Raw genomic sequence first — 17,495 nt, 5'->3', positions numbered from 1 at the left:
TGTTTGCTTTGCCCTGAGACGTTCATTAAATTAATGCCTCCAATCAAAAAAGAGTAACCCTTTTATAATCGCTGGTGTCTGGTAAATATATTGATTGTATTGTGGATGTATCTCTTTGAGCTTGGCTTCTTCTAACTTGGCTTTATTTATCAATACTATACATAACCCTATAAGTAAGGTGACATGAAATAAGCTCCCAATGATCAAGATATAACCAATAGATATCATTATTAGAGATAGGTATAATGGATGTCTACTAAACCTGTAGATCCCACTTGTAACTAAGTCAGCATCTTTTTTAGGTTGTGGTAAAGGAGAAAGGCTTTTACCTAACTTTATTAGTGTAATTATGGCCAAAGCATTTCCTATGGAGAACAAAACTCCTCCTAAAATTATTAGTGTAATTGGCCATTCCATACCATATAGACTTTTGTGTGAAGGAAGGGTTGGGGCCAAGTGGGCAGCTATAATAGCCAATTGAATTGCTAGCCACCATTCTCCATTTCGATTATTCATAAGGCCTTTTCGAGTAAAACCCCAATCACTCAGAACTTTACTTATTAGACTTTTGGAAGAGTTTAATAGGGGAAATGACATAATGTGAGGCTGTTATTTGACAAGCTGAGCTATTAATGGTTTGTATAACAACTCCAGGCACTGATCAAATAATTCATTCTCAAGAAAGATCTCAGGTGCTGCTTTGTACCCAAAACAAAGCTGCATCTCAGGTTTATTGCGTTCGCCCTCTTTATTAAAGTCACCAATCCAGGCTCTTCTAAAAATCTCATTACAGTCGTTAGATTTTTTATAGCGTGCTTTTGCTAATTTCCATCCACTTTCAGGCGGGACAGGCCAGCATTGCTTTAAACCATTATGAGCTTGCTGCTTCAACTCATCGAGAATGCTTTCAGCCTTGATGCTTGACATTGGATGCCAACTAAGCATTACTTCATACGAATCTATCTTTGTATTTGAATCACTACGTGCTATTACTACGGTTTTCTTGGTAGACTTGTGATATGCGGATAACTTTAAATGAGTAAGCCAGGTATTTAAGATCGTCTTAGCTTTAAGCCTCCCAATCTCTACTAGAACAGTGCAATTATTCGCAATCAATATCTCCCCTGTTTCATTATCTTCCATCAATGAATCTCTTTTTACCTCTCCTAGTTTCGAGAGTGATTTAATTAGGCTAGTCCAACGTCTACCAAGTATTTCACTCTCTAGAGTGGCTGCTGATTTTGGAGGGAAAACACCTTGACCTAAATATTTATCTTGCCAATTAGGTGATTCTCTTTCATTAATTTCTGGACTTATTATTTGGTTGTTTGAGGAAGTTATTAGCTCCGTAAATTCTTGTTTGAGGATCTTAAATTTAATGAGCTCGGGAATGCTGAGAGAGTCTAGGTCTTCAATAGGCTTATTCCATTCGCGAGGATGTAAATGAAATTGTTCAAGCCATTTTAGTTGTGGTGTAGCCAACCACGACTTAAGCAATTCGTTATCTGAAGAGGAGTTGACTGCATTTTTGCTCAGATTCCAATTTAACGGCAAAGCTAGAGTTAAGCCCCGAGATCCCTGCTTTGCATTCATCCATTGCCGTGTCTCTAAATCACGCTTATCACAACTTATGGGAGGTTGATTATTACAGCTTAGGAAATTGTTCTTGTTGAGAGGATTGGGGCTTGGTTTTTTTAAAAGTCCCATGGAGCTCTTTTCTCCAAGTTCATGTTGTAGGTACTCAAAAAACTGTTGAACTGGACTAGAAGGTTCAAGTGAATCTCCAGTCTTTTCATCTCTACCATCCCAAGTAATAAGCAACGTTTCCCTAGTAGAGATTAATGCTTCTAAAAGCACATATCTATCCTTATCATTTATTCTTGGATCGCCTAAAAAGTGTTTATGATCTAAAAGGCTAAACCCTGGACGCTGTTGTTTACGAGGAAAAATTGTCTCATCTAGGCCCATTAATACAATCATTTTGTGTGGAATCGCTCTCATGGGCTCCAATGCACTAATGGTTATTCTCCCGGTCCTGTGTCCAAAACGTCCTGCTTCTTTAGCTATTAAATCTTTAACTATTTCAGCTACAACTTCTATTTTTATTTCTTTTTTAAAACAGTCTGCTGCTCTTATCCAATCGTCTATGGCACGAAGAAATCGTTGACGTTCCCATGACCACTTGCGATCATTGTTGCATAGATCATCACAGAGTCCTTTTAGCACCAAGCCCCATTTCATACAGCTATGAGACTGTCTTAGTCCCTGAAGCATATTGCATATCTTTGATAGGATTTCCCACCACTTTGACAATTCGCTTATAGATATTCCTTTCGAGAAAGGAGCAATTCCACCTAGCACCAGACCAGGGATAGTAGGTATTACCATGCCTACAAGCCACCGCTCCAGACACCAGTTTAAAGTATGTGTTTCTTCCCCATCTCGTTCTAAAGAGTTTATACCCCACCGAAACCCTGTTTCTTGTAGGCAATTTGTGATTTTATCAATTTCACTGTCGTCTAATTTGTATAGATCTTTTATTACAGGGTTGGTCAGCAGTTGATCTAAATTACTTGCAGTTAAACGCGTACATGCAATTTCCATTAATAATATTATGCATTGTGTTAAACCTGGCTGGTCATACTGACTTCTATCAGTGATTTTCCATGGAAGAGTAACCCCTGTTGCTGAAACGTCATTAAAAATAGAAGGTATTAAATGAGCAAATTTTTCAACTTGTGGTGTCATTATTAGGATGTCTTTTGGCTCTAGATTTTTGTTTAATGCAAGCTGCTGAAGTATTTGATCTCGTACAATTTGAATTTGCCTCTTTGGACCAGGACATTCAGTAAAAGATATTGAAGAGTCATCTAAGCTTCTCTGCAGCGGTTCAATACATTCATTGGTTACTAGTCTTTGCTGAATCTGTTCAAGAAGAGTTGGCTTTCTTTGCTTGTTTAGGGCTATAGTCGCAGGCATAGCAAAAAGATCTTTTTCGTCCCACTCTCCTAATTGATATTCCCCACTACCTTCTAATAATTGCTCGAACTCAGAGCCCATACGACCAAGAGTGGCTTCAAGTCGTTGTTTATTGAGTAACCACAACTTATCATTAGCTACCTTCCAGCCTTCACCGTATTCTTCTCTCTTCGTTTTGCAGCGGCTCCATAAGTCCTTGCAAGGAGTTAGTAGGAATACCTTCACTTCCATTATGCAAGACAAGGCTTGAATAAGCTCTAGTTGAACTGGAGCGAGACTATTGATCCCAAAGATTCGAAGATCTGAAGGAAGGTTTTGCTTCGGAGCGATTCCTTTCTTTAGTTTTGAAGCAACATTCCTGACTTGTAATCCAAATGGCTCCTGAGTAATTCTTTGTTTTAGGAGATTGATCAATATAGGTTGCCATTGAATGTATTTAGGTAATTTTGATTTGAGGTTATTTATTTCATTTTCCGTACCCCACCAGTCAGAAATAACATCAGGTCTGTACATGATGTACTCATCAAATGTATAGGCAATAGTTTTTGCTAGTTGCCATTCATCTCTGCTGAGTTTTCCGGATTGGCTTAGATCTCTTTCTAGCCACTTCTGTAATACTCCAGCTTCCTCTTTTTGAAGTAATTCAGGTAATGAGTTAAGTATCGGCCATATAAGTTGGTTGGCTTCCCAAGGGTCGTCGTCATTTATTACTTCTATTCCAAGAAATTTTCTAACAAGTGTCTTTAGCTGTGCAGCAGGAAATGGAAATCTAACTAATGCACTAATTCCATTGATTTTAGCGATCTCCTCTCCTAACCATCTGCCTGTTGGCCATGTATTGACAACAATTTCCACGTTCTCAGATAATCCTGGAGGATTTGCTCGAAGCTGTTCAGCCAAAACATTTGCAAGCCATTCAGCTCTGTTGCTTCGGTAAATTGTTAGCAAGGTTCTTTTGGCATTACTTTTGAATTTGATTGGCTATTAAGTTGTCTTTGGGTTTTAACTTATTCATATTAGTTATTTAGTTATTTGGCAAAATAAATTATGAAAGTATTGATGGCTATTACCTACGAAATATTCTAGAAGTTATTTCTACGTGGATTCGTTACAAGGCTTTTCATTTCTTTTACAGCATTTTGAAGGCCAACTGCTAGTGCCCTAGCAACAATCGTATGGCCAATATTAAGTTCTTCTATGCCTTCAATTGCAGCAATTGGCTCCACGTTTAGGTATGTAAGACCATGCCCTGCATTTACATGTAATCCCATGGACCTAGCTTGAGCACATGAAGCCTTGATTTTGGCTAGTTCAATTTCTTGTTTCTCCCATGATGCATTGGCATAACACCCTGTGTGAATTTCCACCCAACCTGCTCCTATTTCTTTAGATGCTTTGATTTGAGCTTCAATTGGGTCAATAAAAATGCTGGTTTGTATTTTTGCTGAATGAAGGTTGTTAATAATTTCTCTCAGCTTTTCTTTGTTATTAACAACTTCCAATCCTCCTTCCGTTGTTATTTCCTCCCTGCTTTCTGGAACAATTGTGACCATATCAGGTTTTACTTGCAAAGCGATTTCAACCATCTCTTTTGTGGCGGCCATTTCTAGATTCAGCCGAGTATTAATTGTTGCTCTAAGTAGTTTGAGATCTTTGTCTTGAATATGGCGCCTATCTTCTCTGAGATGAACTGTTATTCCGTCAGCGCCTCCTAATTCAGCAAGAAAAGCCATTTGCACTGGCTCTGGCTCAGATGCAAGGCGTGCTTGACGGACATTTGCTATGTGGTCGATGTTTACACCAAGACTAGCCATAGGAAAAATCAATGTTTTTAGAGTTTATTAATTGGCTTACCCATCTTTGTTTAGAGTTCTAGCCGCTGGTTTAACTGCCCAATAGATTGAGTTTGGGCAATGTATTCAAAGTTAACTTCAAAGAAAGCAAAATTTCGCTTCTCTCTTCTTGAACTTAGTTAAACGAGAAACAAATTTGTGCCTTGGCGTAGATCCCTTGTGGAGCAAGCTAGCAATGCTTGCTACCCAAGATATTGCTTTGCGCTTTTTCTTTAAAAAAACAATTGTAATAGGCCAAGAATATTTACCTCTTACTGGACCATTACTACTTGCACCTACTCATAGAGCTCGCTGGGATGCTCTTATGTTGACCATGGCTGCGGGCAGGAGAATTTCTAATAGAGATTGCAGATATATGGTTACTCATTCAGAAATGCAAGGCTTACAAGGATGGTTCTTGAACCGTTTGGGATGCTATCCAATAGATCAAATAAAGCCTTCTTTACTTTCTCTCAGATACTCTGTTGAGTTAATGGCTGCGGGGGAACAACTTGTTGTTTTCCCGGAGGGTCGTATTAATCGAAACAGACATCCTATAAAGATTGAGAAAGGGTTGGTTCGACTTGCACAGTTGGCTTATAAAAATGGGGTAGAGGTGAAGATTTTGCCAGTTGGCCTTGCTTATAGTGATGTCATTCCTAAACCTTTCGGAAAAGCAGCAATTTGCTTCCAAGAACCTATAGAGATTTCTCGAATTGGTAAAAAAGCTGCTGAAGAATTTAATCTAATTATCACCGAGCGTATGCATGCAGCTGAGCAAGCGGCCCTACGCTCTGTTGGACGTAATTCTTAAAAGTCTAAAGTTAAACTAAATCATTTTCTTATATGAGCTGCCGTCACTATCTAGCTGCAAGTGCAATTTTTGCAGGATTACTGTGCTCGAACGTTTCTTCTTTGGCAGAAACGACCTCACCCCGTCAGTACAAAGTTTTAGCAAATCAATCGGCTGGTTTAAATCTTGGAACTGTTCAAGCTTTTTTAGATAAAGGTGATGAATTTTTCTTAAAAGGAGATCTTTTAAAAGCTAGAAAGGAATTTGATAAGGCCAGGGATGTCTCAAAACAACTCCTTAGCTTTTATAGAGATCTAGGCAGTGCATTTAAAGGTCTTGACGCTCGAATACCACGTGAGATGGATAAGAATGGACGTAAGGTACTTGGAATGCTTGCTCAAAGTAATCTTCGCCTTGCAACTCTTTTTAGAAAAAAGAATCAACCTGAAGTGGCTGTTCCACTTCTTATAGAAGTTGTAAGAATCATGACTCCGTCCAGATCTGAAGGACAAGAGGCCTATCAGGCTTTGGTTGAGTTGGGATTCGTTGAAATTCCCTATGCTGGTGCAAGAAAAAATATTTATTAATTAAAGTTTTCTATGCTTAAGCCTGCACAAGTAGTTGCTTCAATAAAAAAAGCACTTCCAGATGCTGAAGTGACAGTGGAAGACTTAAGTGGTGGTGGCGATCATTTTCAAGTGAATGTCATTTCTACTTCCTTCATGGGCCTTTCTCTGATAAAGCAGCATCAGCTAGTTTATGGTGCCCTTCAAAAGGAGTTGGCATCCGAAGCAATCCATGCTTTGGCTTTAAATACTTCTATACCAAATTAAAAGAGATCAAAAAATGGATTCAGATACACGTTCCAAGATTGAGTCACTTATTAACTCAAACCCAATCATGGTTTTCATGAAAGGCACCAAACTGATGCCCCAATGTGGTTTTTCTAACAATGTAGTTCAGATCCTTAATGCTTTAGGAATTAGTTTCGAGACTTTTGATGTTCTTTCAGACATGGATATAAGAGAGGGAATTAAAGAATTTTCAAATTGGCCCACTATTCCACAGGTTTACTTGAAAGGAGAGTTTTTAGGTGGTTCTGACATATTGATAGAAATGTATAACTCTGGTGAACTTAAAGAAAAGTTAGAAATTGCTTTGGCCTCATAGCCCCTTTAGTCATTGCTTCTCATGAAAAACAAATCGTTTATATCACCGTTAGGTCCAATGAAACTTGAAGGATCCAAAATCCATCGATTAGTAAGGATTTCTAGTTTTTCTAGGTCTTTCGTAGTGAGGCGATTTGTTTTTCTAAGTGCATGAATATAACCATCTACATATAGCTTGAGTTCTGATGGGCTATGGTATCTGCTGATAAGTTCTTGGCATGCATCACATATTGACTGGAAATGCTTTATAGCTTCTGGGTCTTCGAAAGTTTGCGATGTCATGTCTTGCTAAAAAGGCTAGGTATTTTTTACAGCTAGCCGTTGAATTGGTTATCTTAAAGGAGCTTTGTTCTGGCCTGTGACTTCAACTTCAGACCTACTTTCAGATGAGCAAAGCGCTCAGTCTTTGGCGGGTAGTTTTGCTATCCAGTCCACTTCAGAAAGTCCATCAAAGGTTCTTGTGGTAGAACCTCATCCTACTTTGCGCACAGTTCTTGTCCAACGACTTAGGCAAGATGGACACTTGGCAGCAGCAGTAGGCACTCCAGAAGATGCTGTTGACCTTTGTAGGGACCAATCTCCTGATCTTCTTGTTAGTGCAGAACTACTTGAAAAAAGTTCTGCTCTAAATTTGTCACAACAGCTTGGATGTCCAGTAATTGTTCTTACTGCTCGTGCAGGTGTTGAGTCTTTAGTTGGCCTTTTAGATGATGGGGCTGACGATGTATTACGTAAGCCTTTCGGATTGGAAGAGCTTGCTGCTAGATGCAGAACACTCTTGAAACGTGGTCGAGTAGGACTTCAAGAGAGAGTTACTGTTGGGCCACTAGAGGTGCATCTCCTTCTGCGTCAGGTCACCTTAAGAGAGAAGCCAGTGGAATTAAGCCCTAGGGAGTTTGCACTCCTCTGCGCACTTTTAATGCCTCCTGGCATGGTTAGAAGTAGACATGAACTTCTGAGGATGTCATGGCCTCCTTTTAGCGGTGGTCCCCGCTCTGTTGATACTCAAGTTCTTACTCTTCGAAGAAAACTTGAGCAGGCAGGATTGGGAGAAGGAGGAGGTATTACAACTGTCCGTCAACAGGGATATAGATTTAGTCTTGATTCGCTGCCTTCTTAAGTAAAGGAGTTATAAAACTCACTAACTTATATTTAGTTCTCCCCCTTTTATTTCTACATTTATAGCTTTATTTTTTGCATAATTATTCATTAGAATCTTTCGTGCAATTGGTGTTTCTAGTTCATTTTGAATTGTTCTTTTTAGAGGCCTGGCTCCATAACTAGGGTCGTAACCTTTTTCTGATAGCCATGAAATAGCTTGTTGGTCTATTTTTAGATCTAGGCCTTTATCTAAAAGCCTTTGTTTGATTCTCTCTAGTTGAATTAGTATTATTTCATTTAGATCTTTCTTGGTTAAGCTATTAAATATTATTGATTCATCGATTCTATTAAGAAATTCAGGCCTAAAGTGATTCTTTAATTCCTTATTTACTACTTCTGTAATCCTATCATAATTTGAGTGTTGCCCACATAATTCTATTATTGATTGACTGCCAATATTACTTGTTAGGATAATAATAGTGTTGGTAAAGTTAATAGTCCTTCCTTGGTTGTCAGTTACTCTTCCTTCATCAAAAATCTGAAGCATTAAATTAAATATTTCAGGGTGAGCCTTTTCAACTTCGTCAAATAATATGACAGAGTAGGGTCTTCTTCTAACAGCCTCAGATAATTGTCCACCAGATTCATACCCTATATAGCCTGGAGGGGCTCCTATTAGTCTACTAATAGAATGTTTTTCCATATACTCAGACATGTCAATTCGAATAATAGATTTTTCACTATCAAATAATTCTTGTGCTAATGATTTAGTTAATTCAGTTTTTCCTACTCCTGTAGGGCCAAGGAATAGGAAGGTGGCTATTGGTCTGTATGGATCACTTAGGCCTGTTCTGGATCGTTGTATCGCCTCTGTGATACTTTTAATTGCTTTTGGCTGACCAATTACTTTTCTGTTCAACTTCTCTTCAAGATCTAGTATCTTTTCTACTTCAGATTTTACGAGCTTTTTAACTGGAATATGGGTCCATTTAGAGATTACTTCAGCAATATCATCTTCGGTAACTTCCTCTCTTAAAAGAGGCTTTTCTCTGGAGCTATTTTCTTCTCTAAGTAGATCTTCTTTCTCTGATAATTTACTTTGTAATTGTGATATAACACCAAATTCAAGCTCAGCAGCTTTGTTTAAGTCATAATTTCTTTTTGATTGATCTATCTGGAATTGTACTTTCTCGATCTCCTCCTTTATTAGTGAAAGCTCACTAATTGAATCCTTTTCCTTCTGCCATTGGTTATTAAGTTCTGATTGCTTATTTTTAAAGGATTTTAGCTCTTCTTCTATTATCAAAAGTCTGTTTTTACTTGTTATATCTGACTCTCTTTTTAGAGAAAATTTCTCCATTTGCAGCTGAAGTATCCTCCTGTCAATTTCATCTAATTCCTCTGGCTTGGAGGTTATTTCCATCTTTAATTTGGAAGCTGATTCATCAATTAAATCAATAGCTTTATCTGGAAGGAATCTGTCAGCTATATATCTATTGCTTAATGTTGCTGCTGCGACTAAGGCATTATCTGAGATTCTTACGCCATGATGCACTTCATACCTTTCTTTTAGTCCTCGTAAGATTGAGACAGTATCTTCTACGGAAGGCTGGCTTATGAGTACTTGTTGAAACCTTCTTTCTAATGCAGGATCTTTCTCGAAATGCTGGCGATGCTCATTAAGTGTTGTAGCACCTATGCACCTGAGCTCACCTCTCGCAAGCATTGGTTTTAATAAGTTGCTCGCATCCATCGATCCTCCTGTAGCTCCAGCGCCTACAACAGTATGTATCTCGTCGATAAAAAGTATTATTTGACCATCTGAAGAAGTTATTTCCTTGAGTACAGCCTTTAGTCTTTCTTCAAACTCACCACGATATTTAGCACCGGCGATTAGAGCGCCCATATCCAGAGCAATTAGCTGACGATTTTGCAAAGCCGATGGGACATCTCCATTGATTATTCGTTGAGCAAGGCCTTCCACTATCGCCGTTTTTCCGACTCCTGGCTCACCAATTAATACCGGATTGTTTTTGGTTCGTCTACTAAGGATTTGAATAGTGCGTCGAATTTCATCATCTCTTCCAATAACAGGGTCCAGTTTCCCCTCTTTGGCTGCTGAGGTTAAGTCTCTTCCATATTTTTCTAGGGATTCATATTTGTTCTCAGGGTTTTTATCGGTCACACCTTGGCTCCCACGCATTGACACTATCTTTGAATTTAGGTTCTTCTCTTCTATATTCGCCCTTGAAAGAATATCTTTACAGCATCTTTTGTCATTGGTAAGCGTTAGCAATAGATGCTCAACAGATATATAGTCATCTTTCCATTCAAGTCTCTTATCTTCGGCCTTTGAAATGATTACATTTAAGCCTTGACCAACAAATAATGTTTCAGGGCGAGACTTCATTTTGGGTTGATTTTTAATGAAATCATTTAAATCAGAAATAACCTTATCTATTTCGCAGCCGGCTTTATTAAGAACTTTCTGGCAAAAATCACTCTTTTCTATTAAAGAAAGCAGTAAGTGCTCTGTCTCAATGTATTGATTGTTATTTTCTTGAGCATGACTTTGGGCTAATAAGATTGAATTCCATGCATTCTCAGTAAAATTTTCCGGGGAAGCTTGCATAATGCCAGGTCGTTCACCAACACAAACTATCGTTAAACTATAAATATATTGAGTAGGTTATCCGTATCCTTTTTGACCAGAAACAACTACATGTAAGGCAATTCCAGAAAGAATTAATTACTACTACTCTTAATAGGCTTGATTCTACTTTTGATAAACCACTCTTCTATACGATCAGACACCTTATTCTCTATAAGATCATTTTGGCTTAACTTATAACCATACTTTTTAGATAGAGCTAATATCATGCTGTCGCTTTGACAGTCTTTCAGCTCTCTTCTTAGTAGATAACTATGCTCTGCTGCATAAAGGAAATTTGAGAGCTCTTCCTTTGACATTAATACTTCTAGTGCTCATTTTTTTTACTTTATCTCTGCCTCAAAGAAGTTCAACTCCTATAAAAAAACCTAGGCATGCTTATTATTAGATGCAGCCTAGGTTTTTTAGATTTATTTGTGAGGTTTTCTTTAGTTGACTACTACCTTACCTACCATTCCTGCTCCTCTATGTGGCTCACAGTAGTAATCGTAAGTCCCTGCTGCAGAAAAGGTCTCTTCCCATGATTCTCCGGGTGCAAAGGCAAGATCTGGATGACTAAGCTCGTCATGACCTTCAAAAACAGCATTATGAGGAGGCAGCTTATTATTTACAAATTTGACAGTGTCACCTGTAGAAATTGTTACAGTGCTGGGTTCGAAAGCAAGCATTCCAGCATCAGTTCCGAGTTTGACTTCTACTGTTTTTGCTTGAACAGAGGAAACACCGAAAGCAATCACTAGAGTAAAAGCAAATACTGCTGTGATTAAAGAGCGGAACATTGAAATCATTGATACTTTATTTATTTCTAAAACCATCTTACCGCTTTTTAGGCTTTTTTCTTTTTCTTTAAGCCAGAAGAGAAAAGTATTTCATTTAGGTTTTTGGCATAACTATTCCCTCCTAGGTTTTCAGGCCTAATTACTGGCTGGTGTACAAAATGCCTTTGTCTAATCATTAGTCGATCCCAATTACTAATTCTAATTGGTAGCAATTTTATTAAAAGTTTGATTATCCAGCTCCTTAAGGGGAATCGAGGTGTTCGCTTCATTCCTCGCCAATCTAGTAATATATCAACTGCTTGGTCTATAGAAATTGCAGGCTGGCCTAGGACAAGCCTTGGTATTTTAGCGGCTTTATTATCAATATTATCAATAATTAATTCATTATAATTAAGAGAAAGTTTGCCACATATATATGCAATATCTTCAGCATGTATGAAATGAAATTTTGAATATGCTTTAAACCAACGAGCTAACCACAGCCAATCAATTGCTTCATTAAGACCAGAAGTTAAATAGCTTGTTGGAAAATTACTTTCGCCATTACATTTGCCACCAAAAACAAGTGTTGGAAAAACAGCAATTATTTTGTTGGCTAAAGGGTTTTGTTGAAGTTCTTGGAGACACCTTGCTTTTGTCTGAATGTACTCAGTCCCGTATAGCAATGCTTCTGGTAAGGGATTAAGTTCTTTATCTAAAATACTAGCAGTAGAGAAATATATTATTCTTTCTATTTTTAATGGATTTATTAATGAAAGCATTTTTTTTACTGCAAATACATTAACTTGATTTGCTCTTTCAGGATCACCCCAAGCAGTTGCAGTATGTATTAAATGTGTTACATCGTTTAGATCATTTGAGAATGGTTCAGGGTCTCTTAGGTCGCCTATTAATAACTTTATCCTTGGGTTTGAAGAATCAACTGATTTAAGCTTTCTAGGATCCCTTAACCAAAGTAATAAATCTGCTTTTGAATTTTTAAGCAACCAATTAGCTGTGTACTGACCAACACAGCCACTTGCTCCTGTGATCAGAATGCGTTCCTTCAAGTTTGGGAGATTAATTCATTTACACTTTTGCCGGCTTCAAAGAAAACTCTTGCATTCTCTTCAGGGGTGCCAGGCAGAATCCCATGACCAAGATTAAGTATAAACTTTCTGCCCTTGGCTTTTTTGACTGTATCAATGATACGAGCACGTATTGATTCTGGGGAACCAAAAAGTAATCCTGGATCAACATTCCCCTGAATTCCAACATTTTGAGGCAAGCGAGCACATCCCTCAGCCATATCAACAGTCCAGTCTAAGGAAACTATGTCTACTCCAGTTCTACCCATCCTTTCGAGTACACCAGCACTACCAGATATATAAAGAATCATAGGGGTTTCTGGATGAGTTTTTTTTACAAGATCTATTACCTTCTTTTGATATGGAGCTGCAAAGGTTTCGTAATCAATAGGACTTAATTGCCCAGCCCAGGAATCAAACATTTGAACAACTTGAGCTCCAGAATCAATTTGGTAGCACAAGTAATTTGCAATGGAGTCTGCAAAATGATCTAACAGCTTATGCAGTAGCTCTGGCTCTTGAAATGCCATTGCTTTTATGACTGCATAATTCTTACTGCTTTTACCTTCAACCACATAAGCAGCCAAGGTCCAAGGAGCTCCTACAAAACCAAGCACTGCGGCTTCATTGCCAACACTATCTCTAAGTCTTTTTAGTACTTCCCCTACAAAAGGGCAGCTTTCACTAGGGCTTAAAGCTCGTAGAGTCTTTATCTGACTCTCATTACGAATTGGATCTTTTATTAAAGGCCCTTTGCTTTCAACAATATCGAAATCAATCCCCATGCCAGGAAGGGGAGTAAGAATATCTGAGAAAAGAATGACCCCATCTGGCTTGAAAGCTCTAAATGGTTGCATTGATATCTCGTACGAAAGATCAGGGTTCTCTGAGCGTTCTCTGAAACTTGGATATTTATCTCGAAGATCTCTATAGACCTTCATGTATCTACCTGCTTGTCGCATCATCCAGACAGGTGGTCTGTCAACATTTTCTCCGCGAGCAGCACGGAGCAATAAAGGTACAGATTGAGTCATGCGTCTTCAACGTCAATCGCAAAACTTACTTGACCGGGAACTCTAAAAACACTTTTATTGCTTTTTAAGCAGTTCTTCGTCACACCTTTTTTTATTTCTCTGCATTTGATCTTTGTCTTAACTTCCATGAGATCTGGGAATTCAGAAAATTAGTTTTCATTTGGACTCTTTTTCTGAGCGTACTTAAATACAAGTACACTCAAGGGTGGTAGCGATAGATCAATAGAATCTTCATATTCGTGAATACTCCATTTTTCAGAAGCTTTTCCACCCATGTTACCTGTATTGGAACCACCATATTTATCTGAATCAGTATTAAAGATTTCCTCATAAAAACCTTCTAGAGGAACACCTACTCTGTAGTTAGGGTGACTCTCTGGCGTGAAATTTGCGACAACTATTAGCCATTCATTATTTAGAGTTTCTCTTCTCATAAAACTAATCACAGAATTCTTGTTATCTTTACAATCTATCCACTGGAAACCATATTGATTAAAATCATCTCTCCATAATGCAGGATTAGATTTATAAAGCACATTTAAATCATCAACTAATCTTTGTATCCCTTGGTGTGGCTGATAACCTAATAGATCCCACTCTAAGTCATCCCAAACATTCCATTCTTTTCTTTGGCCAAATTCCATACCCATAAATATTGTTTTCTTACCGGGATGTGTCCACATATATGCAAGCAATGCTCGGGTATTTGCATACTTTCTCCAATCATCTCCAGGCATTTTGTGCAGGAGATGGCTTTTGCCATGAACTACTTCGTCATGACTTAGAGCAAGCATAAAGTTCTCTGTGTAGTTGTAGGTAATCGAGAAAGTTACATTGTTTTGGTGAAACTGCCTAAACCATGGGTCTACCTCAAAATAATCAAGCATGTCATGCATCCACCCCATATTCCATTTGAGATTAAAACCTAAACCTCCAACATCAGTTGGATTGGTTACTCCAGGCCAGGTTGTCGACTCTTCAGCAATTGAAAGAGCACCAGGAAAATGTTCAAAAAGAACATGATTGGCCTGTTGTAGGAACTTGACGGCTTCTGTATTTTCGTTTCCTCCATCTTCATTTGGTATCCACTGCCCTTCAGGCCGCAAATAATCCTTATAAAGCATTGATGCGACAGCATCAACCCTAATGCCATCAATATGGAATTGCTCGAACCAAAAAACTAGATTTGCTACTAGGAAATTTCTTACTTCGTTTCTGCTGTAATTAAAGATTAATGTTCCCCACTCTTTGTGTTCTCCTATTCGAGGGTCGGAATGCTCATAAAGGTGAGAGCCGTCAAAAAAAGCTAGCCCATGAGAATCCTTTGGGAAATGTCCTGGAACCCAGTCAAGGATTACACCTATACCCTCTGAATGACATGCATCTACAAATGCTCTGAACTCATTAGGTGTTCCATATCTACTTGTTGGTGCATACCATCCAGTTGCTTGGTATCCCCAGGATCCATCAAATGGATGCTCAGATATTGGCATCAATTCAATGTGAGTGAACCCTCTTTCCTTTACATACTTAATTAGTTTTTGTTTTAATTCTGGGTATGTAAGAAGTCTTGTGCCTGGTTTCAGATCTGCTGCAGGGACTGCAGTTCTTTTATTGCCATTAGGTTCTATGAACGGTTCATCTGAAGGAGCGTGCAACCAACTCCCTAAATGCATTTCATATACAGATATGGGTTGATCTAATGGGTTGCTGCTGTCCCTTTTAGTGATCCATTCTTGGTCAGACCACTTAAAATTGTCAATTCTAGAAACTTTTGAGCTTTGAGCTGGTCTGACTTCATGTTCAAAGCCGTATGGATCTGATTTCTCATAGCAATGTCCGTTTTGAGTTCTGATTTCGTACTTATATAAAGCTCCCTCTTTTAATCCCGGAATAAATAACTCCCAAATACCACCCATTCTTTTTTGCATTGGATGGTGGCGCCCATCCCAAGAATTTACTTCACCAATAACAGAAACGCTTCGAGCATTTGGAGCCCACAAGCAGAACATTACACCACAAACACCATTCATTTCAGAAAGGTGAGCTCCCATTCGACGCCAAATATGGTGATGATTACCTTCTGCAAATAAATGGGTATCTATTTCACCCATCCATTCATCTCTAAAAGACCAGGGGTCGTATTGTTGATGTTTTATTCCACCTCTATGAACTTTAACTTGATAATTTGAACCAGGATTTTCATCCAAAAGTGCTTCAAATATCCAAGGGTGATTTGGGGGTGTTAATGGTATTAATGACCCATTTATTAATAACTCAACTTCCTCAGCCTCAGGCATCCAGATTCTCGCAATCCATTTTCCCTGGAAAGGTTGTATACCTAATACGCTAAAAGGATCATCATGTTTGCAATCAGATAGTTTTTGCCCCTCTTGAGCCATCCAGTCGGAAACAAAACTGGTGGTCATAATCAAAGCTCAGGATGAAGTGGAGCTTATATGATTTGGCGCACTCTTGTTAGATTATTTTGAGAAGAGTGGACAGATCTCTAGCTTGGCCTGAGAAAGTTCTAGGGAGATTGTCGTTACTAGACAATATGGAGATGGAGACCCACAGTTATAACTTGGGTCTCCTGGGTTTATAGCAATAGCTGGCCAAGCTGCTCCAGATATTGACAATCTAAGGCGATCTCCTTTATGAATATCTGCGAATAATGGCTGCAGCGTCACATTTCTTTTGAGTGTACTTTTGGCTTTATTCCCAACTAGACGAAGTACTCCTGTAGAAATCTGCAGTACTTCTTTTGAATTTTGCTGAATAATTGAAATTGCAACGCATAGATCAAATCCATTCCTATCAGCCATTGCAATAATTTCAAGCTTAGGAACTCCTTTTAGTTGAATTCTTTCTTCAAGTGGTTTTGAGGTAAAAGTTGCTACATCGTTTCTCTTGTCAATTTCGGCTCTATTTGCAATACCAGGGTCTGGACTTAGGTGACCTCCTATTGAAGAAACGGGTCTCCATGGATCATGAACAATAGAGAGTTCCCCCTGCCCTTTGCCGAATTGAGTAAGTTCTCCATCGGTTGAATCTATGCATGCATTCCCTCCAGTACTTAGATGCCAAATCCTATTTCTAGTGTCTATAGGTTGTAGGTCAAACCATTTTTTGCTTGTAATATTCCAAAGTTTTTGTTGTCTGCTAGATGGGACCTTAAGAGTATTGCTTGGTTGAAGATATTTGTTGAAGAAATCTAAATGAATTTGCTGTACTTCTTCCCACCATCGCAAATGAGAAGCTGGTCCAATATGCAGATCTGGTTGACCACCTACTATGAGTGATTTTTCATAAAGATCAAGAATCCCTCTTAGGTGAGGGTCCCACCATCCTCCAATTAGCAAGATAGGTTGTTGGAGCCAAGTTTTCAGCGGTTTATGAGTCTTCCAGATTGGGTTTGCTTTATTTGATTCTTCAAACCATTGATTTACCATTCCTCTTGAATCATATTTTTTAAGTAGATCAGGCCCCTCCTGTAAGTAACTTTTATCTTCAAGGCTATTTCTAATCTCTTTCCAGACTTTCTCGTCACCATTTCGCTTTGCTTTTTGAGCGGCTAATTGGAGTCCCCATGCAAGCCCTATATGCCACCAAAAAGCCCCCCCCATCAGAGCACCAGTGGTTGCATTCTTCCAGGCCAGTCATAGCAGGCGCAATGCAATCAGGAGGAGGAGACCCCTGATTGGCTAGTAACTGTGTAAGCCCTTGATATGAAAATCCATAGGTCCCAAGACGTCCATTGCACTCTGGAAGAGACCTTACCCAGGAGTGAGTTTGAGATGTGTCTGAAGGCTCCTGGCAGAAACCACCGAACTCACCTGAGGAATCTCCTTGCCCTCTAACGTCTTGAACGACTACTAAATAACCTTTGCTTGCCCACCATGTTGGATGTGCGTATGTGATTGTTGAAGCAATTTCTTTCCCATAAGGTTGGCGCATTAAAAGAGCTGGCCAGGGCCCTGAATTATTTGGATGCCAAAGTCTTGACCAAAGCACTTCACCATCGTTTAGAACTAGTTTTGACTCTTTATTAGTAATTGAAGCCACAGTTT

17 protein-coding genes are annotated in these 17,495 nt (G+C 38.8%); 5 read left to right on the top strand and 12 right to left on the bottom strand.

Annotation, left to right across the window (positions count from 1 at the left end):
- Positions 1-30: 30 nt before the first annotated feature.
- From P9211_RS05275 to P9211_RS05265, 3 genes are all read right to left on the bottom strand, one after another.
- The gene (locus tag P9211_RS05275; protein ID WP_159088377.1) at positions 31-516 is read right to left on the bottom strand and encodes a methyltransferase family protein; all 486 of its coding nucleotides are present in this window, start codon (positions 514-516) and stop codon (positions 31-33) included.
- Between the two features lie 93 nt (positions 517-609).
- Entirely contained in the window at positions 610-3,927 is a 3,318-nt protein-coding gene (locus P9211_RS05270; protein ID WP_012195633.1) for an exodeoxyribonuclease V subunit gamma, read from the bottom strand.
- Positions 3,928-4,061: 134 nt separating this feature from the next.
- Positions 4,062-4,793, bottom strand: coding sequence for a pyridoxine 5'-phosphate synthase (locus P9211_RS05265; protein WP_012195632.1), 732 nt, complete (start codon positions 4,791-4,793; stop codon positions 4,062-4,064).
- A gap of 148 nt (positions 4,794-4,941) precedes the next feature.
- Here P9211_RS05265 and P9211_RS05260 point away from each other — a divergent pair, with 148 nt between their 5' ends.
- From P9211_RS05260 to grxD, 4 genes are read left to right on the top strand one after another with little or no spacing between them, the layout of a single operon-like run.
- On the top strand, positions 4,942-5,625 hold the full coding sequence (locus tag P9211_RS05260; protein WP_012195631.1) for a lysophospholipid acyltransferase family protein: 684 nt from the start codon (positions 4,942-4,944) through the stop codon (positions 5,623-5,625).
- Positions 5,626-5,657: 32 nt separating this feature from the next.
- Complete coding sequence (locus tag P9211_RS05255) at positions 5,658-6,191, top strand: hypothetical protein (RefSeq protein WP_012195630.1); 534 nt, start codon at positions 5,658-5,660, stop codon at positions 6,189-6,191.
- Positions 6,192-6,203: 12 nt separating this feature from the next.
- The gene (locus P9211_RS05250) at positions 6,204-6,437 is read left to right on the top strand and encodes a BolA family protein (RefSeq protein WP_012195629.1); all 234 of its coding nucleotides are present in this window, start codon (positions 6,204-6,206) and stop codon (positions 6,435-6,437) included.
- Positions 6,438-6,450: 13 nt separating this feature from the next.
- On the top strand, positions 6,451-6,774 hold the full coding sequence (gene grxD / locus P9211_RS05245; RefSeq protein WP_012195628.1) for a Grx4 family monothiol glutaredoxin: 324 nt from the start codon (positions 6,451-6,453) through the stop codon (positions 6,772-6,774).
- 5 nt (positions 6,775-6,779) lie between these two features.
- On the opposite strand, the gene P9211_RS05240 is transcribed toward grxD, so the two are convergent.
- Positions 6,780-7,055: a DUF6761 family protein gene (locus P9211_RS05240; protein ID WP_012195627.1), complete on the bottom strand. Its 276-nt coding sequence runs from the start codon at positions 7,053-7,055 to the stop codon at positions 6,780-6,782.
- 76 nt (positions 7,056-7,131) lie between these two features.
- On the opposite strand from P9211_RS05240, the gene P9211_RS05235 reads away from it, so the two are divergent.
- Positions 7,132-7,893, top strand: coding sequence for a response regulator transcription factor (locus tag P9211_RS05235; RefSeq protein WP_012195626.1), 762 nt, complete (start codon positions 7,132-7,134; stop codon positions 7,891-7,893).
- A 21-nt stretch (positions 7,894-7,914) separates the two neighbouring features.
- On the opposite strand, the gene clpB is transcribed toward P9211_RS05235, so the two are convergent.
- The 8 genes from clpB to P9211_RS10015 all read right to left on the bottom strand — a co-directional run bounded on the left by clpB (position 7,915) and on the right by P9211_RS10015 (position 17,490).
- Positions 7,915-10,506, bottom strand: coding sequence for an ATP-dependent chaperone ClpB (clpB, locus tag P9211_RS05230; RefSeq protein WP_012195625.1), 2,592 nt, complete (start codon positions 10,504-10,506; stop codon positions 7,915-7,917).
- A 113-nt stretch (positions 10,507-10,619) separates the two neighbouring features.
- Positions 10,620-10,844 (bottom strand): Nif11-like leader peptide family natural product precursor, encoded by a 225-nt coding sequence (locus P9211_RS05225; RefSeq protein WP_012195624.1) that lies wholly within the window; start codon positions 10,842-10,844, stop codon positions 10,620-10,622.
- A 129-nt stretch (positions 10,845-10,973) separates the two neighbouring features.
- Positions 10,974-11,333, bottom strand: coding sequence for a plastocyanin (gene petE, locus P9211_RS05220; protein WP_041391543.1), 360 nt, complete (start codon positions 11,331-11,333; stop codon positions 10,974-10,976).
- A gap of 38 nt (positions 11,334-11,371) precedes the next feature.
- On the bottom strand, positions 11,372-12,373 hold the full coding sequence (locus P9211_RS05215) for an NAD-dependent epimerase/dehydratase family protein (protein WP_012195622.1): 1,002 nt from the start codon (positions 12,371-12,373) through the stop codon (positions 11,372-11,374).
- Positions 12,370-13,425: a uroporphyrinogen decarboxylase gene (hemE, locus tag P9211_RS05210; RefSeq protein WP_012195621.1), complete on the bottom strand. Its 1,056-nt coding sequence runs from the start codon at positions 13,423-13,425 to the stop codon at positions 12,370-12,372. The genes P9211_RS05215 and hemE overlap by 4 nt, the downstream gene beginning before the upstream one ends.
- Positions 13,426-13,574: 149 nt before the next feature.
- A complete protein-coding gene (gene glgB / locus P9211_RS05205) occupies positions 13,575-15,854 on the bottom strand; it encodes a 1,4-alpha-glucan branching protein GlgB (protein ID WP_012195620.1) in 2,280 nt (759 codons plus the stop codon).
- A 54-nt stretch (positions 15,855-15,908) separates the two neighbouring features.
- Positions 15,909-17,051, bottom strand: a complete 1,143-nt coding sequence (locus P9211_RS05200) for a CocE/NonD family hydrolase (RefSeq protein ID WP_012195619.1) — start codon at positions 17,049-17,051, stop codon at positions 15,909-15,911.
- On the bottom strand, positions 16,972-17,490 hold the full coding sequence (locus P9211_RS10015; RefSeq protein WP_012195618.1) for a CocE/NonD family hydrolase: 519 nt from the start codon (positions 17,488-17,490) through the stop codon (positions 16,972-16,974). Before P9211_RS10015 ends, P9211_RS05200 begins: the two co-directional genes overlap by 80 nt.
- Positions 17,491-17,495: the final 5 nt, after the last annotated feature.

It is taken from the genome of Prochlorococcus marinus str. MIT 9211 (genome assembly GCF_000018585.1).
GTDB classification, from domain to species: Bacteria; Cyanobacteriota; Cyanobacteriia; order PCC-6307; family Cyanobiaceae; genus Prochlorococcus_D; species Prochlorococcus_D marinus_B.
Note: the sequence above shows the minus strand (reverse complement) of the source record. Positions and strands in the feature narration are given on the sequence as shown.